The following is a 23,874-nucleotide window of genomic DNA, read 5'->3' as shown; positions in this document are numbered from 1 at the left end:
AATCTAAATTTATAGCAAGAGAAAAAAGCGAATGCATGAGGCATGCATTTCAATCGCTTTTTGATCGTATGACAAGAATAAAATTTTTTTCGATAATCCTGCTGTAGGATTTTAAACCCAACAGATAATTATTAGCCCAGGAGCACTCTTTTTTTAAGAGTGCTTCTTTATTTTGATACAATAAGTAGACCTTCAGAGTTTTAATAAACTTATTTTCTAAAAAAAATATACCATTCAGAAGAGCAGAAGTAAAAACAAAGCATGAAATGTCTTATTTTTAAAAGAGTAAAAAGTACTGTTAGGCATGTAGGAGTATCTTTTTATGGATTTACCTCAATGAACCCATTTAAAACTAAAAGATACGAAAATGAAAGCAAAAATTACGAAAGTATGGTATTTACTAGGTGTAGTCTTGATTGCGAGTTGTACCAATAAACCTGCGATTAAAGATGTAGTACCGGAACATGATACGTTTAAACTACACGCGAAAGAACTAAATGAAGAAAGAGTGATCAATGTATGGACGCCCAAAGACTATGGCAGTCATCAAGATTCATTGCCAGTGATTTATATGGCAGATGGAGGAATAGGAGAGGACTTTCCGCATATCGCTAATACAGTAGAAGAACTCATTCGAGAACAAAAAATTCCAGCGGTTATTTTAGTTGGTATTGAAAATACACAAAGGCGAAGAGATTTAACCGGATTTACAACGGTTGCAAAAGACAAAGAAATTGCTCCAGAAGTAGGTGGATCTGCTGCGTTTAGAGCGTTTATCAAGGATGAATTATTCAAGGAAATTGATCAGCGCTATCGAACCAAAGCAGAAAAAACAATACTGGGAGAATCTGCAGCAGGTTTATTTGTGTTGGAAACCTTCTTTTTAGAACCCGAACTATTTACTAACTACATCGCATTTGACCCTTCTTTGTGGTGGAATGATCATTATTTAGTTCGAACAGCGAAAGCCACTCTAGAAAAACAGAAACCCGTAGAAAAAAAGCTGTGGTTTGCAGGGTCTAATGCGACGGATATCGCTCCTTATACTAAAGAATTAGCTGCTATTTTAACGGAGAACAAAGACGAAGCCTTGAAATGGAGGTATGCAGATGAACCAAATGAAGTACATACATCTATATTTAGAGCCACGAAAGAGAAAGCCTTGATTTGGGCTTTGAATCCATAAAGCGTATCGGTTTAATTGAATATATTTAAAACACATATAAACAGTGTAATTTGTAAATTAATCTGTTTGTATGTGTTTTATTTTTTGTCTATTTGTTTTATTTTTTGTTAACTTTAGATTTATTTATGAATAGTTATTAGGAAATAAACATTAAAAAAATAGATATGAAAAGAATACCAAAAACCCTTTTATTGTTGCTATTCCTCTCCATGAGCGGATGGTTTATCGCTTGTTCAAATGATGATACAACACCATCGCCTAATCCGAGTGCCTATGTTTCGGAGGCGAATTACACCTTGGATCAACTAGAAGAAGCATCGAGTATTAAGATTATGACGTATCAAATGCCTGGTATTAGCGGACAGGAGGTACAAGCAACTGCTTTGGTGTTTTATCCCAATTCGCCTAAACCTGCAGATGGCTGGCGAATCGTGATGTGGGCCCATGGTACGGTAGGGGTATCCGATGATTGTGCACCAAGTAACAAACCAATTAGTGCCAATTTTAAAGTTTCGTTGAAAAGAATTTTACAGGAAGGCTACGTCGTGATTGCCCCAGATTATGAAGGGTTGGGTACTCCTGGTATTCACCCGTATTTAAATTTGAAGAGCGAAGCTTTATCTTGTATTTATGCGGTTCATGCACTGAAACAAAAGTATTCGGATGATTTTCAAGGCGATTGGATTTCGTCTGGTCAATCACAAGGCGGACAAGCTTCTCTAGGGGTGGCGGAATACGCGAGTGATGATGCTTCTTACAAAGGAGCTATTGCTGGGGCACCTGGTTCAAATCTAGGAAAGATTATCCTAGAAGTAGCACCAAATGCACTAAGAGCCCTAGAAGCGCAAGAAAATAAAGCCAATCCTCCCATTCCGTTAGAAGAGCGCAATTCAGTAGTTACTTACGCAACTTTATTGGCCTATGGCGCTTTATCGGGTGTGGGATTGAAAGCAGAGCATCCATCGTTTGATTATACAATCATGTTTAAGGGAAGGAGTAAAGCTTTTGCCTCTTTAGCAGAAGGTAGTAATGGAGATGATGGTTTGTGTTTGGATGGAATTAGAAATGCGTATAAAGCAGATATTATTCAATTTATGAGAGAAGATGAGTCTCATAAGGTCATGGACTATCCAGGGATCAATGAAGAAGCATTTCAGTCGAATAGTATAATCAAAACATCCATTGCCGCTAATCAACCGGGAACAAAAAGACTAGATAAACCCATTTTGGTGATTCAAGGAACGGCCGATACGAATGTTCCTTATACCATTACACAGGAGTTAGTCGATCACCTAAAAGAATTAGGTTCCCCTCAGGTAGAACTCTTGTTGGTAAAGGGAGCTTCACATACCCAAGCCATTGTACAAAGTACGGATCAATTAATTGCCTTTGTAAAGAAGTATTTACCGAGTAAATAGAACAATAAATTGTTGTGAATCGAAAGGGAGGGGATTCGGAATAAAGAAAGATAAATAAAGCATTGGTTTTTTAAGCAAAGTAAATAAAAAACAGTACAGTTATTGTTTTAATTAGTAGGTCAAAAATATAACATAGGTCTGACCATTACCACTTAAAGAATGCTTTTACAGTTAAATACAATCCTTTTAGTACGGAGCCTGTGTGCTCCGTATTTTCTTTTGCCTGAGATTTGCGCGTTCCTCTTACCTGAAAGACATCAGTCGTTGAGGTGATTGTTGCATCGAAGGTATTTTCATCTATAAATGTACCTACGATTAAAAAAGGCTCTGAATGATGAAAGGAGGAACAGATAAAGCCGTCGGCAGTCATCACACCATTAAATCCTTGGACGCCTCCAGCTCCATAGGCTTTGCCAATCATCATTTGATCTTTTCGGTATAGATCAAACGTTTGTACCCGATCCATGGTATAGCGAAGTAATTCTTTCGGATCACTCAAATCCTTCAAGGTACCAAAATCAAGATGCCAAGTCCCTGTAGGTACAATAGGGGTAGGGTGAGCTACTTCCGTAAAGGGCGATTTATATTGATCGACCTTTTGTGCTTTAAATTTCGCACGTTCAACCTTGGCACTAACCCCATCAAGGTATATTCCTGCTATGGTATCGCCCTTTCTTGTTCCTCTAAATTCGCTGTGTAATCCAGTCTCAAAACTGACTGAGTCTACAGCAGTATGCCAGTCTTCGCCTTCATGCCAATAGCTCCAATGTGCAAGTTCAGAGCCGCTAAATAAGCGTACTTGACGCATGTCTGTCTTTCCTTCAACGCCAAACAACAACGGAATTTTTACTCCATTTTGTACAATAAAATGGCCTTGCCAGATCTCGTAACCATACTGCCCCGCGTCTCGGGGTTCTAACTCATAGCTTTTCGTACACGATAAAAAAAGAAAAGGCAGACTAGTCAATACAAAAAGAGACACTGATTTTTTCATAAACAAAATGCAGTCAAATTTGATTCAGGTTACCCTAACGTATTTCAACGAAGGACTTGATTTAATTTTATCTAAAAATACGAAAAACAAACTTGCCGAACAATAAGCGATTACCTAATAACAAACCATTAAAACAATTTCATATCTCCATCTTGAATCCAGTTTTTCTTTTTCATGACAGCATAAATCAAGTAAGATAAAAGCATAGGCAATATAATTTGTAAGCTTACAATCGCCAAGAGAATATAGGTGGTGGAATACGCGTCTTTCATCGCATTAAAGGTTCCGATTTGACCTACTAATCCACAGCTTCCCATACCTGATTCTAAGGCTGTATTTTGCATATCAAAAAACAAAATGGCTATGGGACCTAGTATAGCAGCTGTTACGGTTGGTGGAATCCAGATCTTCCAATTCTTGTAAATGTTGGGCATCTGCAACATACTCGTACCAAGACCTTGGGCTAATAACCCCTTTATGCCATTGTCTTTATAGCTAATGGTAGCAAATCCAATCATTTGTGCACAACAACCAATCGTAGCGGCTCCTGCTGCTAAACCATCCAATTGCAACATCAAACACAGGGCTGCGGATGAGATGGGTAGGGTTAAAACCATTCCGACTACAACGGCTATGACCATCCCCATGATGAGGGGATTCGTGTCCGTAGCAAGGATAATTACTTGCCCGATCCATTGCATTAATTGATTGACACTAGGGCCAATCAATTGAGCTAAAGCCACACCAACTAAAACGGTGACGATGGGCGTAACGACAATATCGATCCTCGTTTCTCCTGCAACAGCTTTTCCAATTTCTACTGCAATAATGGTTGCTAGAAACACACCTAATGGACCTCCTAATTGATAAGCTGCTATGCCCACAACAGCAGAAGAGAACAACACCAATTGGGGCGCTCTTAAGCTATAGGCAATCGCAAGTGCGATTGCTGGACCTGTCGCCTGATTTGCAAAAGGCCAAACCACTTCTTTTAAAAAGGGAATACTAAATTCTTCTCCTATGGTTTTTAGGATTGTCCCTACAAGCAACGTTGCAAATAACCCATAGGCCATGGCTCCCATAGCGTCAATAAAGTATCGCTTACTTGAAATTTGGATGTCTTTTTTTTGAAGAAATGCTTGCATGAATCGGTTGATTTAATAAAAAATAATAAGCCTCAATCCGTTGTTGATGAAACCAAGGCACAATAATTAATACGGATAGAAGTACTGAATTATTTTTAAATGCTAATATAGTTCGTAAATTAGTATTTTTATTCACAAATTTAAAAAATGAGGACCTCCCATACCGCTATTAAATTAGTATTTTTACTACTCAGCACATTACTTCCTGCTGTTATATTTGGTCAGTCTGCTGTTGTGTTAGATCAACTTACGACCTTAGAAAGTTACCAAAAAGTATACTATGCAAATTCATTTGATCACAGTAATCCATACTTTAGAAAAAATGATAAAGGACGTTGGAATGGGTTCTCCGTAAAGGAGGTCTATTTTAATGAAGATTACTTTTCTTGTTCGCTTGATGTTTCAAAAGAAAATGCAGTGAATCAGTTTATTGCGTATTTAGAACAAACGTATCCTACTGACTTAAGAATAGAACAGGAGTATTATGAACGCAAGTATACAGTCGCTACGCGTGCTTTTGACCTTGTGTTTACGGTAGAAGTAAGAGAAGATGCTGATATCCAAGAAAATACAGAAGCTGAATTAATAATGAAATTTTCAAGGGTAGTGAATCATCCCTTAGCCAATCTCTCAGAGGAATTAAAGACAAATGAAAACGGAATTACCTGTTTATTGCAAGTTTCATGCTATAATGTGGTTCCGACGGTTTTGGTGGATGGTATTCCCATCTTACCCAAAAATAAAGAGGATGAATATTCTACGTATGGGGCCATTGTATTGAATAAGTATATCCTAAATTCCGATACGCCAATTGATTTAGCTTTTCTCCTTACACCAGGTATTGATGATGAGGGAAAGGTAATGCCTAAAATTCCAAAAAGCTCTTATGCATCGTTTTCGATTGAATATATAAACGGAAAAGGGGATGTGGTACAAACGATTGATTTGTTTAACAATCGCGCCTATGTAACCGATACGATTGTTGAAAATGGAGATACAAGATACTATTCTTACCCAGGAAGCAATGATTATACCAAGAAAGACATTCGATTCAACCACCAATTAAAAGCTCCTGTAGCCTATAACGTAACGGGATGGACCAAGGGGAAAGACTTGCGTAAAGAAAAGAATTTAGAGGAACAAATCAAACAGTTTTATCGAGCGTATGCCACTTTGATTTTAGATAAAAATCTCAATGCAATGACGCAGCTTTTGTATGATTCTTTCCTAGAAAAATACACGTATAACTACAACAATACGGAACTAAAATCATACCATGAATACGACAATTTGGAGTATATGCTCGAAAGAACGTTCAAAGTAGTAACGGCAGAGCAAACGAAACTTCATATAAGTGCTAATGGGAAATTGGCTTACTTAGAAGCAGTAGACAAAACGGCCTATTTAAAAGCAGTTGGTCTAGATTACATCAAGAATATATCTTTTCTATTTTATATAGATAACAATACAAACGAATTAAAAATTATCCGATGAAAACGTATCTGCCTATCTTGTTGTTTCTTTTAGTTAGCTCATTTGCACAAGCGCAAGTGGACCTCGATAAATACAGCAACGCCACAACCAATGAAGAATACATTGATTTGATTGAGGATGATTTAGAATCTTTAAAGGGTTTTGTACGTTTATTTGGTACGGATAATGATAAACCGAGAACACCGTCAGAAGTAGCGCCTTTAAAACTGGCGTTTAATCAAAAGGAGTATGAGGCTCAGATTGATGAAATTACAAAAACCAATATTCAGTTTACTGATGTAATGGCGGATGGTTTTGTTACCATACAATTGGTTAAGGACCCAGCAGTCTATCGTTCACTAGATGATATCAAAGCGCCTATTTATGTGAAGAAAGTGTATTATCAAGATGGTAGCCCGCAAACGATAGAGGATCAAACGAATATCAATACTTATTTTGCAGCAGGACTTGCATTGACCAAAGCGGTAGCTAAAATAGACGTTGAAATGACTTTTTCAACGGTTAAAAAGTTAGACAGCCTTGTACTTCCTGCCAAACTACATCAAAAAACAAGATACCGTGGGGTAGATATTGAAGTGGTTGAGGTAACGGATAAAAGCGTATTGCTCAAAACAGCAGCAGGCGATTTGGAATTTGATGAGATTCAAGCACTATTAAAAAATAAAAAACGCGTAAGTAGCTATCGATCGCAACGATCAGGTATGCACCCCGATCAATTTGATCTTTTTATAAAGGAATACTTGAAAGATATCGAGGAGGTTTTGGATTTTGCGGAGGATAATATGGAGCTGGAACATGCTGAATTCAAAAAGGCTGTAGCAGGTAAACTAAGCAAATTAGAAGAGCTATGGTTAACTAAAGTTGATCAATCTGAAGAAGCACGTTATTTGTATTATGAGTTTGGAGAGCCTATGGATCAACTCGTGCTGTATTTCAATAGCGAAACCTACGAGAAAAAGATTACAAAGACACTGTTGAATTACGAACCAAAATCTCGTTTTATTTCATACGAAGAGGATAAGACCTTGATATACAATGCGGATTTAAAGTTAATTAAAGAATTTTCAGACCCCTATATGTCCCTCAATGACTACTTCTTTGCTACAGAAAGACAATACTTTTATTTGAATGATAAATTCGAAATGCAACCATTGACCTATTATAGTGTAAGTAGCGTATTGAATAATTATGCGATAATTAAAGAGGATGACGAATCGCCTCAGGTGTTGGTGGATGCAACGAATACCAAAATCATGCAAGTAGATCACGTTGAAGTAAGCGAGGAATATCATTATGCGTTAATTGAATCGGGAGATTCTTATTATCTGTTAAACAACAAGAGTCTTACGCCTCAAAAAATGGCTCATGTAGATCAGGTTTCTGTAGCAAACAAAGGCTATTTTATCGTCAAGAAAAAGGATAAATATGGTTTTATGAATGCAGAAGGAAAAATCGTTGTTCCTATTCAGTATGAGCAAGCTAATGCTTTTTCTGATATGGTTGATTTATTACCTGCTGATGTGTTATTTGCTGTAAAACAGAACGGCAAATGGGGGTTTGTAGATGCAAATAATAAAACGGTTATTCCTTTTATGTATAGCGAAATTAATGGCCCTTTTTCGTACGGACTTGCACCAGTTTATTTAGATGATGCTTTAGGTCTGATTAACTTGAAAAACGAAAAAGTATCGAAGTTCGTCAATAGAAATTATGCACAATCCAGCAATTTCGGAAAGCGAACGATGAGCTTAAGTGATGGTACGTATGACTATAAGGGAGAAAAAGAGAAGGAATAAGTAGTGGGAATGGGTTATGGGTTGGAAGTTATGGGTTATGGGTTGGAGGTTATGGGTTATGGGTTGGAGGTTATGGGTTGGAGGTTATGGGTTGGAGGTTATGGGTTGGAGGTTATGGGTTATGGGTTATGGGTTATGGGTTATGGGTTGGAGGCGATGAGAAGGTGAGGCGATGAGAAGGTGAGGTGATGAGAAGGTGAGGTGATGAGAAGGTGAGGTGATGAGAAGGTGAGGCGATGAGGTGGTGTGATGTAAAGTCCCGTAGTGGCAAATGGCAATTTGCCAAATAACTTGATAAAACGTACAACTTCGCAAAAAAAAACAAAAAACAAAAAAGCAAAAAAGCAACTTGGTGAGCCGATGTGATGTAAAGTCCCGTAGTGGCAAATGGCAATTTGCCAAGTAACTAGATAAAACGCACAACTTCGCAAAAAACAAAAAAGCAAAAAAGCAATAACAGCTATTCTTCGTATCACAGTTTTTAACCTTTAAACAAACTAGGTACGACCCCATAGTATTTTTTAAAAGCTACTGTAAAGTGCTGAGGATTCTTATATCCCAAATGCTCGGATACCTCAGTGACATACCATTTTTGATCTAATAATAGTCGCTTAGCCTCAAGCATTCTATATTCTTTAGCATATTCAAAAATAGTGGTTTGAAATACGATTTTAAAACCAGTGGTAAGTTTTTTGATATTTAATCCAATTGTTCGACTTAATTGTTGAATGGTCAATGGGGTTTGGATATTTTGTTCGATTAATACCTTCGCATATTGAATTTGATCGAACTCCTTTGCAGATAGCTTTGGTATATGGTTTGTTTTATCAAAAGCATCGACTTGTAAGATCATTAACTCTGTAATCTTAGCTTCTAAATACAACTTTTTAAGATGCCCTTGATAGGTGTCATCTTTCATTTCTTGGAGTAGGGCAAACATTTTAGGGGTAATAGTTAAACTGCGATCCGTCCAAACGTGGTTCTTCTTTGTTGTTTGGTTGAGAAACTGTTTTTGGAAATCATTTCCATCTTCAAAAAAGCGTTCAAACAAGCTTCGGGATAACATAATTTCGATAAATTTCCCTTGGTTTTTCGTGGGATTCATGACCACTTTCGTTTCACAATTATTGTGAAACATAAGACTGTGTTCTCCTGATTTCAGGCTAAAAGATCCCCCTTCATCACAAAAGCAACTAGATGCACCAGAAAGTCGAAAGTGCATCTTTAACGCATCATTTTTAACATCGATGAGTAGGTTCTGATCTTTTTCGAGTTCATAATCACAAGAAATAACCTCAACGCGATCGAAAGACTTCTCATTAAATACAAAAGTAGCTTTATTCTCAGGCACACGTATTGCTCTTACTTCTTCTGTAAGTACTGTATTTTCCTTCGGTAGGCTTAAATCTCTTTTTATAGTTAACGGTTTAGTCATAAAGTTTGGATTGCGTCATATTGAGTTTGGATTGCGTTAATTCCTTGGTTCAATCTGCTGATATCTTTACACAAAATTAGTAAAACTAAAGCAAAATGAGACAGATAGAACAAGAACATTATGACGTTATTGTGATAGGTGGAGGCCAAGCTGGACTAGCAATAAGTTATTTATTAAAACAAGAGAAGATTAATCATATTGTATTAGAGAGAAGTCAAATCGCCAATTCTTGGGTGAATCAACGTTGGGATTCCTTTACGCTTAACACGCCAAACTGGATGAATCTGTTACCAGGGATGGTACTCGACCCAAAAGAAGATAGGGAAGCTTTTAAAACCAAGGAACAATACATTGATACCTTGGTGCGATACGCAAAAGAACACCATTTACCTGTGGTAGAACAATGCGAAGTTACGGCTGTGCATTCCTACAAGGAGTACTATGGTGTTGAGGTTCGTTATAAAGGGACTAGCAAGACGCTATCAGCCAATCAAGTCGTTGTTGCCTCTGGTCAGATGAGTGATTTTAAAAACCCTTTATTCGCTTACTCAATTCCTTCACACATTACGCAAATTAACGTGGCTGAATATAAAAATCCGACACAAGTTAGAGGAAATGTATTAATTGTTGGGAGTGGGCAATCGGGCGTTCAAATAGCAGAAGAGCTTGCACAGACAAATTATACAGATAAAGGACAGCTTTATTTAGCAACCAGTGAAGTAATGCGTTCCCCTCGTAGGTATAGAGGAAAAGATATGATGGAATGGTTGTACCTTATGGGAGTCATGGATATGCGTATGGATGAATTAGAAGATGTCAACATCAGTCGACAAACCCAGCCACAAGTATCAGGCGTAGGGGCTTATGGACATACAGTAAGTTTACAATCTTTGCATAAAATGGGCGTTACCCCTATTGGTAAACTGGTAACGAGTATGGAAGAAGGGTTTACTTTTAGTGATGAAGTCAAACAACATATTGCATTTGCAGATAAAGGATCTGAACAATTAAAATTGAGAGTAGATTATTATTTGGAACAAAAGAATCAACTTCATTTATTTCCACAAGACGAAATAGATGAAGCGGATTGCCCTAATGTGAACTTCAGTGCAGCTGGTACACGCACAGCCTTATCCTTTTCAGCAATTGATACCGTAATATGGGCTATGGGCTATCAGGCTTCTTTTTCTTATTTGCATATTCCTCATGTTTTAAATGAAAAGGGTTTCCCGATTCACACCAATGGAGTATCCCCACAACCAGGGTTGTATTATTTAGGTTTTCCTTGGTTGATTAAACGTAAGTCGGGTATTATTTTTGGGGTTGCCGAAGATGCACAAACCATAAAAGAATTAGTCTGTAAATATAGAAATAATGCAGGGTGAGGGACTGTAAGAGATTACACATACAGAGGTAATTGTAGTACAAATGAAAACAGCGTATAGTTTTTACTAACGCTGTTTTTATGCGAAAAGACGCATTTAATCCTATTTGAATAATGTAGCCTTGTTTCCTAGAAGTACCATGACAATTCCAAATAAAGAGAATAAGGCAAACGAGTATCGAAGGTCAAAAGACGAGGAGATAAAACCGATCACAGGAGGCCCTAGTAGAAAACCCAAAAAAGCAATAGAGGACACTAAGGTTAGCGCTGTTCCGGGATGTACCTTCGGATGTTTACCGGCTATTCCATATAACGTAGGAACACTACAAGAACCCCCAAGTCCGACAAGCATAAAAGCAAAAGTAGTCAGCAGTAAGTGGGGAAAGAAAACGGCAAGGAGTAAACCCGAACTCATCAAGATACCCGAATACTGAATGACCTTTTTATGTCCCAATACCGTTACGAGTCGATCACCTAAAAATCGGCCAATTGCCATCAGGAGAACAAAAGACGTATAACCGAGAATAATCAAGTGTTCTGGGGCTTGCACAATATCCTGAAAGTAGACACCGCTCCAATCAAACATTGCCCCTTCAATCGCCATACTCAAGAAGCCAATAATCCCCAATTGAACGAGCGTTTTGTCTAATTGTTTGAAGATAGAACCCTTTTCTCGTTCTTTATTTGACGTTGGCTCAACCGTTATCAATCGCTTATAACTAAAAACCCACAGTAAAATAACAAGGAAGTAGACGAGTATAAAATGCGTGGCGGTAGAAAGATGATAATGCAACATTCCTAAAGCAAATAAAGCACCGATAAAGCCAGAAATACTCCAAGCCCCATGAAAAGAGGACATCAGGGACTTGTTCAGCCTAGTTTCTAATTCGACGCCTTGTGTATTGATGGCGATATTGCATAGATTTCCCAAAACACCAAAGAAGAACAAACCCAATGCTAATGTTACATAATGCGTCGAAAATCCGAGGAGAACCAACACCAGGGGATAAAGCAGGAAGCCATAGCGAACACTGCGTTGACTACCATAAGTACGGATTAGTTTTGCCGATAAAGGCATGGTACTTATCTGTCCAATAGGAAGGAGTAAAAGTAGCGTGCCAAGTTCAGCATCTGTCAAAGCAAGCTGTGTTTTGATACTCGGTATTCTACTGGCCCAAGAAGATAGAACAAGACCATGAGCAAAGAAAAAAAGAGAAATAGCAACGCGCGTGCTGTTTTTAGAAAAAATAAACCTCATACGTAATGGAATAAGTTGAATCGGTGCGAAAGTAGGATTTACACGAGGGCTTGGGATATTCCATTTTAAGGCTTTTATATTCCATTTTAAAGATTTGATAAACGAAGACTAAGATTTAACAACCACACTCGTTTTGGTTTTATATTTTTACAAAAAAAACGACGATGCATCTTTTAACAATTTCGGAGCTCAATACTCGATATCAGGTATTTTATCCTTTTTTAATGGAAGAATTTTTCCTTGTAGAAGCAGAGGATGAGACAAAGTTGTCTTTCTTTGAATGGAGCTATCAGTTTAGAGGGCTTGTCTTGTTATGTTGTACGCAAGGTTCCTTGTCGATAAAGATTAATAAAGTAGCATATCGCGTAGAAGAAGAGGCTATACTTACCATCTTACCAGAGATGACGGTGGAACCCTTGTCTTTTAGTGAAGATTTTAGGGCGACTGTTTTCCTGATGTCTTATGACTTCATAGAGAAATTTACTATTCTTCCTGAGCTAATCAGCAATACGGAGGTTTTGAATTCCCCATTGTTATATGCTGCGGCACAAGATAAAGAAAGACTGGAAGAACTTGCGGCATTAATCGTGAAGTATTATGGGCAACCCAAAACTATTTTGTTGAATCAGATGATACAATATCTCGCTTTTTCACTTATTACGGGCGTAGCGAAGTCGTACCAATCCTTAACCCAAAAAGAGAATTTACAAAAAAATAGAATCAATCAAATTACAGATTCTTTTTTCGAATTATTGCAGCAACATGGCGAGTTACAACGACAAGTTTCTTTTTATGCGGAGCAATTGCATTTAACTCCCCAGCATCTGAGTTCATTAATTAAAAAAAGAACTGGAAAATCAATCAAGTCTTGGATTGGTTTTGTCGTCATTAATAAAGCAAAGGAATATTTAAATATGACTTCCTTATCCATTAAGGAGATTAGTGATAAAATGGAGTTTGCAGATGCCTCTCTTTTTTGTCGCTATTTTAAAAGATACATTGGGCAAACACCTAATGCTTATCGAAATCAATAAAGAATAAAAACGAAGAGAAAAAGGGATGATTGTGTACAATCTCATTGACTTTTGTTTGGGGTTTGTTCGGTGCACCTTCGGTAAAAAGGGGTTTTACCCAAGTAAACCCGAAGATGATCCGAACAAACCCCGAACAATATCAGTTTCTTTTGATACGGAAAGGATTTCCTAATCTAGGAAAAAAATAGCATCGTCATACTAGATGCATAAAATTAGTTAGCGCTGTGTCCCCTTTGTTGTTTGTCAATCGTTAAGTAGTAAAATGAAAATACTTTAAAATTGATGAAGACCATTTTACACCTTACCTCAAGTGCAAGAGGAGAACAGTCGCATAGCACGAATTTAGGATTAGCTATTATCAAGCGTTTAGAAGAACAAGAACAAGTGATTGCCATAGAAACGTGGGATTTGGTGCAGAACCCACCACCTTTATACAGCAGCGAGATGATTCAGAGCTTCTATGTTGCACCAGACCAACCCAACTATGATTCGATTCCAACGTTAGCCTATGCCAATAGAGTTGTTGACAAAGTGAAGGAAGCAGATATCATTGTGATTAGTACACCGACTTATAATTTTACTGTTTCGGCTCATTTAAAAGCATGGGTGGATCAATTGGTTCGCGTGGGTGTAACGTATACGTATGACGAAAAGGGGAGTCGAGTAGGACTGATTACGCAGAAAAAAGTCTATTTGGCTATTGCTTCTGGTGGAATACAACCAGCGGGAATCGTTCAGGATTATTTAGCGGATTACTTGAAAGCTGTTTTGAAGGCCTATGTTGGGATTACAGCCGTAGTGACTTATCGAATAGAAGGAACCGCTTTTCCTAATTTTTCACCTGATTATACAGGAATCGTAGAAAATTTTCAATAGCATAAGAGATTATAAAACTAAGAGCTATTGCCTTTTCGGCTGTAGCTCTTGTTTATTTTTCGTTTTGCTGTGTGGTTAGTGCAGCTATCTTTTGGTTTAGGATATTTTGCTCTGCAGGCGATTGAGTCAACGCTAACGCCTGTTGAAAGAAGTGAATTGCTTTTTGTGGATGTACTGGGGTATAGAGATAACCCAACAGCTCAAAATAAAAGCGGTTATGGAGAAGCTCCAGCTTTTCGGCCTCTTTTATTCCTGCTTCAACCCCGTAGACTTGCGCAAAAGCAAAGGTGCGATTTAAGGCTGTTATCGGCGAGTATTCGACTAAGATTAACTGATTGTACAAATCCAAAATAGACGTCCATTTCGCTGGGTTTTGCGTCGTATGCCAATAGGCAATAGCAGCTTCCAAATGGTATTTTGATGTTTCCTCCTGATTGGTTGCCTGTACGAGATAATAATTTCCTTTGTCTATCAGGGCAGTATCCCAATCTGCCGTATTTTGCTGGTCAAATAAAACAAGTTCCCCCTGATGGTTGACTCTTGCATCCAGACGAGAACTTTGATAGCAAAATAACGCAAGTAAAGCGTTCGTTTCTGCCGTATTGGTCCTGTCGTTGGCCGTTAGCATAACCGTTAATCGGAGGGCTTCATAACACAACTCTTTTCGAATCACTTGATTGTGATTGGTAGAAAAATAACCCTCATTAAAAAAGAGATATAAGGTTTTATGAACCTGAGGCAATCGCTGGTTAATTTGAGTTGGCAAGAGTGCTTTAATCTCAAAATTACTGGCTCTTAATTGCTCTTTTGCCCTGAATAGTCGCTTCTTAATTGTTTCTTTTTTCGTTAATAGTGCATTGGAAATTTCATCTATACTAAATCCGCATAGAATTTGCAGTGCTAAACAAAGTTGCCCTTCCGCTGGGATAATGGGATCACAAATAGCAAAAATCATCGCCAGTTGACTATCCGTACTAACCGTCGAATCTAGTTCAATCGGCAAATCCTCTTGGTCTGTGTGTTGGCTAATTTCGCTTTTTACTTTTTGATCAAAGACTGCCTGATGCTTAAAGTAATCTTTGGTTTTGTTTTTGGCAACGGTATACAACCAAGCTTCAGGATATTGGGGAATTCCCTCTATAGTCCATCGTTCCGTTGCTTTTAAAAAAGTATCACTCACAATATCTTCGGCTAGTTCAATATGCGCTAAGCCAAAATGACGGCATAGTACAGCCGTCATCTTTGCATATTGTTCTCGAAACAGATTCGGAATCACTTCCTGCACTTTTGTTGAATGATCCAAATTAGTTGCGTTTTAAAATTTCACGTACTTCAATACTTCCCCCAATTTTGAAAATAGGATTTTGTTTGGCAATTTCAACCGCTTCTTCGATGGTTTCCGTACGGATGACGATATAACCGCTTAAGAACTCTTTAATCTCCGTATAAGGCCCATCAGACACAATTTGGTTTGCTCGGATGTGCTTTGCACTTTCTTTCGTAGGTAAAAGTGTATTGCCTTTGTCTACCAATTTATTTTGTGCCGCAATACTGGCGAGCCAATTCATGCGTTCTTGCACTTGTTCTGGAGAAGGTTGAGTATCCGCTACATCCTGTAATCTGAAAATAAGCATAAAATCTTTCATGGTCTTTCTATTTTATTATTTACCCTAAGACGATTGAATCTTCCTAAAGGGGACACTTATTTTTTTCTAAACACTAATTTAATGAAAAACTGAAGATGTAGTTGTTTTTCCTCAAGATAAAAAGGGTAAAAAAACAACGTATAGTCCGCAAACTATACGTTGTGACAACTACTAACGTATATATGGACTTTGTCAGTTATCTTAGGGTGATGGCAAAGGTTTCAGACAGCTCCATTCGAATGGCCTCTTGGATGGCGTTAATCTCTTCGTTGAGTAAGGTTCTTTCGTTTGATCGATAAGCAATACGGTAGGCCAAAGAGGTTTTACCTCCTTGTGAATACGTATCCACCAAGGTGATGCTTTCAACTAAGTCGTGTCCTTTTTCTCGTATAATCTCACATAGATTGTTGTATTCGATCCAGTTTTCTTCTCGGTTTGTCGCATAATCATGAACCCAGAACGAGATATCTTTGAATACAGGAGGAAATTTAGAATAAGCTTTAAATGCTACCAATCCATTTTTAAATTGAGAGAGAAAGCGATCATCTTCACTCCAAAAATAGCGAATGTCAGGGATACTACAGAAAGACATGACTAAACGGTCCAAGCCTAAACCAAAAGCCCAACCCGTCGCTTGGATGTTACATTGCTTTAAAATATCGGCATGTATGACTCCTGCACCTAGTACTTCCATCCATTCTCCATTTTCCATCACTTCTATTTGCAAAGAAGGGGAGGTAAAAGGGAAGTAATCGTCCAAGAAGCGATAGGCTTTTCCGGGATATAAAAACTGCATTAAACCGATTAGGGTTTGCTTTAAATCGGCTAAAGCATCTGTCCCATTAGGAAGTATTTTCACTACTTCCATTTGGTGAAAAACAGGGTAATGGGTTTTATCAATGGTATCTTTTCGATATACATCTCCCGTCACAATGAACTGATGGTGCCCTTGGGTTAATAGCTGATTTTGGTGGGCTGAAGTTTGTGTTCGCAGGACAAAATTTTCATTGACGTAATAGGTATCATGTGTAGAACGCGCCGGATGATCCTGTGGAACCAGTAGCTTATCAAAATTGTCTTGTATAGATACAACTTCTTCCAAGTAATCAAACACGGTAAAATCGCTGAAGAAAGATTGAATCTTTTGCTTTAATAAGTAAATGGGATGCGACGGATTGTTGTGAAGCTTCTTACTTCTTTTCTCGTGAATAGGATTTGAAATATTGTTCATATACATTGAATTTGAGTGTCCAATACAGGCAGGCTGTATGGACTATTACAAGACACAAAAGTAGAGGCATTGAAACGATTATACTGTTCATTTATTTGGTTGTTATGTTCCTTTTTTACGTTTTTAAGGCTAAATTTAAGTCGTAAATGCATTTTATGTGCTTTTATTTAGATATTTGTATATGACATTATTTTTAAGTTTAGATCAACTCTATGCGTTACATGAACTAGATTCCGCTTTGCAAGGGGAGGGAATATTCATGGTAGACCATACGGATATACCCGTTCAACAATACGCTTACAGCAGACATCAATTTGATGGTTTGTTGCTCTGTTTTGTCCTAAAGGGAAGCATGAACGCACAAGTTCACTTTACGGAATATGAGGTGAACCAAGGAGATGTAATACTCGCTTTGCCTCATTTACTCATTGATGTCAAATCGGAAAGTGAAGATATAGAGGCTATTACGATTGGACTGTCCATTGATCTTATTAGTTCTATTCCTCAGTTATGGGAATTTATCAATAGTGATCCGGTACGTTCCAATCCGTTGCTTCATTTTCATTCGGAGAAACAAGCCTTACAAAGGGAGTTCCTCTTATATCTCCAGCAATTTTATCACACTACATCCAGTGCGCAAAAGAATACAATCATCAGGTACCATCTGCTGGCGTTGATGCACATGATTATGGAAGCGCATGAAGGGCTGAGTAGTAGAGTAGACGCAGGAACAGATCGCAGTACGACTATTATAGAGGAGTTTTACGCCTTGGTTTCTAAACATGCAGTAGCACATCGGGACATCCATTTTTATGCGGAAAAGTTGAACTTAACGCCTCCTTATTTAACGACTTTATTGCGCAAAAAGACAGGGAAATCTGCCTTGAAATGGATCAATCATATTGTCATGCTACAAGCAAAATCTTTACTAAAAACATCGGATTTATCGGTCAAAGAGGTGAGTCATCAACTCAATTTTCAGGATCCAAGCTTGTTTTGCCGCTATTTTAAACAACATACAGGCTTGTCGCCCAATGGTTTTAGAAAGCAAGGGGGATAAGGGGATTTGGAAAGTAGAAGAAACTTACTGAGGAAAAAGCAGATGAAGCCTAATTGCGAATGAGAAAAGTTAGTAGATGAGGTAGATTCCTGTATACTATTTTTAGATTAAAATAGTATACAGTTTAGCTACGTATTGCTGCACATCTCATTGGAAATCATTGTTTTATAGTAGTAGGATTCTGTTCGTTTAAAACTCTCATAGCTGCGAAAACCACTAGCCAATATAAGATCTACCTCATTGAGGTTACTATGATCCAAGGTTTCTTTTAAATCTAAATATTCTTTAAACCTACATTTATTGATAAATTGAGAGAAATTCATTTGATATGTATTATTGATAAAGGATGATAGATAGGTTCTATTCGTCATTAAATCAGGCAACAAATCTGTAATTTTTAATTGAGGGTTTAAAAAGGGTTTTTCATTATAAAGATATTGTTCAAAGGTGGCTTTATCGATGACCACTTCTTTGTATTTTTTCGTTTCTACTTCATCCGCATCAAGGATGATATCTTCATAAACGAGATTGAAATTTTGACTAAAAATATTATAACATAAACTAATATTAAAAAACATAAATAAAAAGTTGGGAATCAACTGCCCAAATAGCAAGCTGTTCTTCATATCGGGAATCAGGTAAAATAAAATAGGACCTGGGTAAATCAAAATGCTGATTAATAATATATGATACATCCAGGTCAACGAATTTTGACTAGTATCCGAAGAATAATTACTAATGTGTTTTCGATATCGAATGAGCCTATAAAGTGCTAAAGAAAGATATACGGTATTGTATATAATTCGAGTGACGATTCTACCATCATCGAAAAATAATGCATTTTTGATATCACTCCCTGATGCTAAAGGCGTTTGAGGCATTACTCTAGAATAGATGATATAAGAGATGCCAATCAAAAAACAAATGACATAATGGTAGTAACTAAAGTTCTCATCCTTTTTTAACCTTGATAATTTAAATACAATGTGATAAAAAATAATGGGCAGTAACAGCACCGATTGAAAATTCAAGCCTTTAAACCACCAATATAGTTTTAAATTAAAGACGTAAAAAAAGATAGTAACAAAGAAAATGATACTAACAATGTAAAAGGACATCAAAGCGATGGATAACCTTTTGGTGAAAAAATCTAACGAATGATCATATACTTTTAGCGTAATCAAGACCAAGCAAAATAAGGCTGAAAAAATCGACGCTGAAAAAGAAATCACTAAGAATAAGTATTCGAAATCCATAAGTTTATTGATTTAGGTCTATTTTATTTTGATTGATGATTTGTTTGGATCTTTGGTAATGCCTATAGTTGGAAAAACCAGCAAGAAGAACTATTTCTTCAAGACCTAATTCAGGCTTGGTTTGAAGTAATTCATCTACTTCTTTTAATCGCCATTGATTGATAAACTGGCTCACATTGGTATGAAACGTGACATTGATGAATTTGGAAATATACGTTCGATTAATACTAAAATGTTTAACCAAGTCATCGAGTTTAAAATTCTTGTTTAAATAAGGTTTATCTGTTGAAAAATAAGAGAGTATATCTTCTTGTGTTAGTAAACTCGTTGATTCTACATAAGTATTGTCATAGGCAGATTCAACAGGTAAATTATCGATGGCTCCTTTGTTGTCAACCGTTACGATTTGTCCAGAAGGTAACATAACATTGGTTCGATATTGACTGACTAATTTATTAACGATATTCTTTTGTAGCATATTATAAGTTACGACAATATGTTGTAAAGGAATTAGTAGAATAATCGCAACGTCAATGAATAAGATTTTATGATTATTGAAGGTGAATAAGATGGAAAAAATGGTTCTCAATACCAATAATAAATGAATCCAATTCAATCGGTTCGCATGAAACATAAAACCAAATTGTTCCTTGTTGTATTGATATAATCTCACCCAACATAAACTAGTATAATAGATCATCGTTAAAGAGGTATAGATATAGAGATAACGATAAAAGAAATAGTACAGATCTAAATCCTTATACCCTTTTGTGGAAAGCAAAACATAGACCAAAACAATAGACATGATAAAGATGACTAGGGTTAGTTTATAATGAAAGCGATTAAAGGCTTCTTTACTTGGTAGTATGTAGCATATAAAGTGATAGAATACAACTTGCGTGAGGTGAATCAACAAGAAAAAAACAGGCACAAGAAATAACCTACCTTTATAGTGTTCTAAAGATATATTGGTGAGTAACCACATAAAAATCATCAAGAGATAGTATCCGCCAAGTGTCCAGCGAATCCTATTCTCTGTAGCAGATAAACTCTTGTGAAAAACAATGATAAAAATGATGCCACAAGTCATTGCGGAAATCATGGGGATCGAAATCAATAAGTATTTTAGAAGATCCATCGTTTTAATATGATTAATCATTTAAATTAGTTCTAATTTAATAATTTATCGCCGCATAGGCAAGTAATTATGTAGGTTCTACAATAGTCTTTTTTGGGTCAAAAATGCCTTTGGTTTTCAATGAAATAATATTGAAAACCAAAGGTTCCTCTAGTTGAATATCAGGTGAGGGAACCTGTTCTACAAACCGAGAGCAGGTAGAAATAGCGTGATACTAACCAATAGATGCTATTGCGTTAGTGAAAAATTAAAATAAGGGGTGTTTTTTTATTGGATAGGATGGTATAATCCTTTACAATGGAATATCTCAATGATGTCTTTAGCAGCAACGTTTAACTTACTTGTTGCGGTAAGTTTCAATAAGAGGTGATTCGTAGTAGTATCTAGGTGCATTAATTCGCTATGAACAAACCCCTTGTCCTTGATAATCATAATATAGGGTTGATTGAGTACTAAATCACTTACCTCAACTTTTTTGCAAAAATAAAAACTCAACTTACTTTCTAGTTTAATTATATTGGCCTTAGGAAGTTGAATAATAATATCAAAATCAACATGCTGTGGAAAATATACTTGAGGTAAATTGTTCCATTGAAAAGTAGGATTAAAATAGTACTCCCAATGATTGGCAAGATAGAGAAGAGGAATTTCTTTCAAATCCTCTTTTATTTTAACGGTATGGTAATTGTCATAAAATAACTCGTTTAAATCAATTTGATATTCCTTACATAAGATTAATATTCTTTCATAGGGAATGGAATTGCGTATTTTCCAACTGGATAACGTATTGGCCTTTACATTAAATACCTCGGCTAAGTCCATTCCTCTTTTTACTCCTAATCGCAATTTGAGCTTTTCTAGTACCTTTTCTGTCGTAGTCAGTTCAAAAATCTTTTTCATAATCATCAATATATTAGAAACACAGGATAACCGTGTGTTTGATTCTACACCACAAAAAAACACGCTATTTGAGAATAAAATTCTTTAAAGCGTAAAAACATATTTTCTTATTGTATATGCTGTTTTTAGCATGGTACAAATAGAGGTAAATAAGTAAATTTTACATTTTTACAATTGATGTAATTAGCTGGTAGTTAGTGGATTATTTGTTTAAAATGATAAAAGTTAAAACGTGCCTGGCAAAAATGGAAGGCTGTATTTTTTTTGAATTTGACTTGAATACAAGGGGATGTAAGACTAATTTTAGCGATTTTAAATGGCGATTAGCTTTAGTGTATGTGATTTTTTTTTGACGCTTTTCAATCCTTATATAAGAGTGCATTACTTGAGTGTATTGACTTATCACGTTGTTGTTTGGTTTTGTTTTCACCTCTTTTCTGTTTGGTTAAAAAAAGAAAGATTAAAAACTCGCATTTTTTCATTCTAAAAAGTCGATAAAAGTGATTTTGGTACAGCATTCACTTTAATTTTTGCCATAAGGAATAAAAATTATTGTTAATAAAATAAGCTGAATTCCCAGTATTTAAAGGGGACAAAATAATTTTACCTTTTATTATATCATCTGTCCGTTTGTTTTTACACTTTGTAAATCAATTCGTTAGGAGCCAACCTACATTTGCACTAGTCCAATACGAGAAATGCTATAAGGCATAAGGTTGGATGTGATTTTTTTAATAATTAAAATATAAAATGTATGAAAAAAGTAACGGTAATGCTTGCTTTAGTGGGCGCTGTTTATGTAGCTAACGCACAAGTGGGAATTGGAACACCAAGACCTGCAGATGCATCACAATTAGACATTAAAGCAACAGACAAAGGATTATTAATCCCGAGAATAGCATTAACCTCTACTGAAGTATTTAGTCCTATTAATGGAACAGAAGTAGAGAGTCTTTTAATATATAATACCAATACGACGACAGGTCAAAATGGTGTTGAACCAGGATTTTATTTTTGGGTAGGAGAAAAAGCGGGTGCTACTCCTATTGTAGCGCATTGGGAACGCATTGTTGATCAAACCACTTTGGATGAAGCTATTGGTAATATTACTAATATACAAGGAGATTTAACCAAAGTTATTGAGTTACTAACCAAAGTTTACCCTTCTAATAATTTAGTTGATCCAGCGGTAAGTGATGATACATTAGGTGGAGGATTGATTTATACGCCTGGGCAAGAAGCAAATGGTTCAAATCCAGCAGTAGCACCTAAAATTGAATATGTGTACTATGATGGAACCAGCTATATGACCAAAGATATTACTTCGGATTTGGTAGCCTTAATCAACGGAAATGAATCAAAAACAACAATTTTAGAATATCCTGCGAATTCTGCTAAATTCTATTATATAGCGGAAGAAACAATTATTGCAAACGGAGGAGATACACCAACTACACCTTTTGAAACGGATGGTACTACTTTGCGCGCGGGTGTTGTATTTATTGATGTACCTGAGTCAGTAATCCAAAATATTGAAACGATATTGGATGGAACGACGACTATAGTAAAACCAGGTACAACGAATGAATATTATACGGTTGAAGAGATTATTAAACTAATTGCTTCAGAGGTTGAAGGCAATGTAATCTATAAAAATATTGGAGATGATACAGATCCAAGTTGGGTTTTCCAATATTTTGATGGTACGCAATATGTGACTATTGATTTAGCTGATGTATTAGAAGCTTTAGAAACGAAAACACAAATTAAAAGAGCAGTTGCTGAAGATGATAGAGATGATCTTGTTTATGAAGATAGTAGAACAGCACCAATAAAAGATAATATTAAAAAGGGAGAAATTTACTACCAATATAGTGCAGAAGGTGGAGCGGTTGATTATATCAATGTAACAGCAGATATCTTGACTTCGATTACCAATAACGAAGAAATTCGCAATGAAATCAACGAGATTATAAACAATATCATTCGTCAAGGAGGAAACGTTTATTTTACAGAAACTGCTATTGCAGCGGCAGATAATGAAGGAGTTGATGTTCCTGCAAATAGTTTATTTGTAATTAAAGAAGTTGGTGGAGTAGAAGTGAAAACACCGATTGATATTTCAGGGACCGTATTTCAAGTTATTGTAGATAATAGTGTTGCTATTAAAAAGATTTTAGGAGATAAAATTGTAAACAATACAGTAATTAATACAGGAAATCAAGAAAATGGAAAAGATATCTACCTTTATAAAGGAACAACTGATATTGAGGCAAATACGGCTGTGACTTCTGGAGTTACAATTGAAAATTTCCTTGATGGAATGACGCAAGTGAGCGATATTATTAGCATTAGACTAGCTAAAAATGGAAGCTATATTACAAGTAATGTAACAGATATCACAATTAGTGGTGCTCAAGTAGATTTTTACATTGGAACGGGTAGTATGTATCATGCACTATCTGGTGGAACGTATCAAGTGGTTATTGAATTTACAGCTCAATAAGAACAACACCCTACACTTGTCTGCTTCTAATTGGAGCAGGCAAGTGTTTAAAATTGAATGAATACGAACACGCTAATGCATCAATGGAGTGGTACTAGAATACACTTCGTTTAACCG

At 36.4% G+C, this 23,874-nt stretch carries 19 protein-coding genes; 9 read left to right on the top strand and 10 right to left on the bottom strand.

Features of this window, described 5'->3' with window-relative positions:
• Positions 1-367: 367 nt before the first annotated feature.
• On the top strand, positions 368-1,186 hold the full coding sequence (locus ACUTSE_RS02815; protein WP_445639150.1) for an alpha/beta hydrolase: 819 nt from the start codon (positions 368-370) through the stop codon (positions 1,184-1,186).
• A 164-nt stretch (positions 1,187-1,350) separates the two neighbouring features.
• Complete coding sequence (locus tag ACUTSE_RS02810; RefSeq protein ID WP_445639149.1) at positions 1,351-2,604, top strand: alpha/beta hydrolase family protein; 1,254 nt, start codon at positions 1,351-1,353, stop codon at positions 2,602-2,604.
• A 145-nt stretch (positions 2,605-2,749) separates the two neighbouring features.
• On the opposite strand, the gene ACUTSE_RS02805 is transcribed toward ACUTSE_RS02810, so the two are convergent.
• Positions 2,750-3,598, bottom strand: coding sequence for a hypothetical protein (locus ACUTSE_RS02805; RefSeq protein ID WP_445639148.1), 849 nt, complete (start codon positions 3,596-3,598; stop codon positions 2,750-2,752).
• Positions 3,599-3,726: 128 nt separating this feature from the next.
• Complete coding sequence (locus tag ACUTSE_RS02800) at positions 3,727-4,743, bottom strand: PTS transporter subunit IIC (RefSeq protein WP_445639147.1); 1,017 nt, start codon at positions 4,741-4,743, stop codon at positions 3,727-3,729.
• 147 nt (positions 4,744-4,890) lie between these two features.
• Between ACUTSE_RS02800 and ACUTSE_RS02795 the strand changes: the two genes are divergently transcribed.
• Together ACUTSE_RS02795 and ACUTSE_RS02790 are read left to right on the top strand one after the other, a co-directional pair.
• The gene (locus ACUTSE_RS02795; RefSeq protein ID WP_445639146.1) at positions 4,891-6,237 is read left to right on the top strand and encodes a hypothetical protein; all 1,347 of its coding nucleotides are present in this window, start codon (positions 4,891-4,893) and stop codon (positions 6,235-6,237) included.
• Positions 6,234-8,033, top strand: coding sequence for a WG repeat-containing protein (locus ACUTSE_RS02790; RefSeq protein WP_445639145.1), 1,800 nt, complete (start codon positions 6,234-6,236; stop codon positions 8,031-8,033). Before ACUTSE_RS02795 ends, ACUTSE_RS02790 begins: the two co-directional genes overlap by 4 nt.
• A 481-nt stretch (positions 8,034-8,514) precedes the next feature.
• Here ACUTSE_RS02790 and ACUTSE_RS02785 read toward each other — a convergent pair whose 3' ends face one another.
• Entirely contained in the window at positions 8,515-9,468 is a 954-nt protein-coding gene (locus tag ACUTSE_RS02785; RefSeq protein ID WP_445639144.1) for a helix-turn-helix transcriptional regulator, read from the bottom strand.
• 95 nt (positions 9,469-9,563) lie between these two features.
• Between ACUTSE_RS02785 and ACUTSE_RS02780 the strand changes: the two genes are divergently transcribed.
• Positions 9,564-10,853 (top strand): NAD(P)-binding domain-containing protein, encoded by a 1,290-nt coding sequence (locus ACUTSE_RS02780; protein ID WP_445639143.1) that lies wholly within the window; start codon positions 9,564-9,566, stop codon positions 10,851-10,853.
• Between the two features lie 102 nt (positions 10,854-10,955).
• On the opposite strand, the gene ACUTSE_RS02775 is transcribed toward ACUTSE_RS02780, so the two are convergent.
• Positions 10,956-12,110 (bottom strand): MFS transporter, encoded by a 1,155-nt coding sequence (locus tag ACUTSE_RS02775; protein ID WP_445639142.1) that lies wholly within the window; start codon positions 12,108-12,110, stop codon positions 10,956-10,958.
• 164 nt (positions 12,111-12,274) lie between these two features.
• Between ACUTSE_RS02775 and ACUTSE_RS02770 the strand changes: the two genes are divergently transcribed.
• Together ACUTSE_RS02770 and ACUTSE_RS02765 are read left to right on the top strand one after the other, a co-directional pair.
• Positions 12,275-13,144 carry a helix-turn-helix domain-containing protein gene (locus ACUTSE_RS02770; RefSeq protein ID WP_445639141.1) on the top strand — a complete coding sequence of 290 codons (870 nt, stop codon included), beginning with the start codon at positions 12,275-12,277 and terminating at the stop codon, positions 13,142-13,144.
• 282 nt (positions 13,145-13,426) lie between these two features.
• Positions 13,427-14,020 carry an FMN-dependent NADH-azoreductase gene (locus ACUTSE_RS02765; protein ID WP_445639140.1) on the top strand — a complete coding sequence of 198 codons (594 nt, stop codon included), beginning with the start codon at positions 13,427-13,429 and terminating at the stop codon, positions 14,018-14,020.
• Positions 14,021-14,072: 52 nt separating this feature from the next.
• Here the strand turns inward: ACUTSE_RS02765 and ACUTSE_RS02760 are convergent, their stop codons facing one another.
• The 3 genes from ACUTSE_RS02760 to srmL form a co-directional block, all read right to left on the bottom strand.
• On the bottom strand, positions 14,073-15,323 hold the full coding sequence (locus tag ACUTSE_RS02760; RefSeq protein ID WP_445639139.1) for an RNA polymerase sigma factor: 1,251 nt from the start codon (positions 15,321-15,323) through the stop codon (positions 14,073-14,075).
• A gap of 1 nt (position 15,324) precedes the next feature.
• Positions 15,325-15,666: a YciI family protein gene (locus tag ACUTSE_RS02755; protein ID WP_445639138.1), complete on the bottom strand. Its 342-nt coding sequence runs from the start codon at positions 15,664-15,666 to the stop codon at positions 15,325-15,327.
• A 196-nt stretch (positions 15,667-15,862) separates the two neighbouring features.
• Entirely contained in the window at positions 15,863-16,897 is a 1,035-nt protein-coding gene (srmL, locus tag ACUTSE_RS02750; protein WP_445639137.1) for a PheS-related mystery ligase SrmL, read from the bottom strand.
• A 181-nt stretch (positions 16,898-17,078) separates the two neighbouring features.
• On the opposite strand from srmL, the gene ACUTSE_RS02745 reads away from it, so the two are divergent.
• Positions 17,079-17,957 carry a helix-turn-helix domain-containing protein gene (locus ACUTSE_RS02745; RefSeq protein ID WP_445639136.1) on the top strand — a complete coding sequence of 293 codons (879 nt, stop codon included), beginning with the start codon at positions 17,079-17,081 and terminating at the stop codon, positions 17,955-17,957.
• A 128-nt stretch (positions 17,958-18,085) separates the two neighbouring features.
• Here ACUTSE_RS02745 and ACUTSE_RS02740 read toward each other — a convergent pair whose 3' ends face one another.
• The 3 genes from ACUTSE_RS02740 to ACUTSE_RS02730 form a co-directional block, all read right to left on the bottom strand.
• Positions 18,086-19,213, bottom strand: a complete 1,128-nt coding sequence (locus ACUTSE_RS02740; RefSeq protein ID WP_445639135.1) for a hypothetical protein — start codon at positions 19,211-19,213, stop codon at positions 18,086-18,088.
• Between the two features lie 4 nt (positions 19,214-19,217).
• Entirely contained in the window at positions 19,218-20,372 is a 1,155-nt protein-coding gene (locus tag ACUTSE_RS02735) for a helix-turn-helix domain-containing protein (protein WP_002985391.1), read from the bottom strand.
• A gap of 246 nt (positions 20,373-20,618) precedes the next feature.
• Positions 20,619-21,251 (bottom strand): helix-turn-helix domain-containing protein, encoded by a 633-nt coding sequence (locus ACUTSE_RS02730; RefSeq protein WP_445639134.1) that lies wholly within the window; start codon positions 21,249-21,251, stop codon positions 20,619-20,621.
• Between the two features lie 754 nt (positions 21,252-22,005).
• Between ACUTSE_RS02730 and ACUTSE_RS02725 the strand changes: the two genes are divergently transcribed.
• Entirely contained in the window at positions 22,006-23,757 is a 1,752-nt protein-coding gene (locus ACUTSE_RS02725) for a hypothetical protein (RefSeq protein ID WP_445639133.1), read from the top strand.
• Positions 23,758-23,874: the final 117 nt, after the last annotated feature.

Source organism: Myroides sp. TSA_177.3 (assembly GCF_052691955.1).
This window is presented reverse-complemented; position numbering and strand designations above follow the sequence as displayed.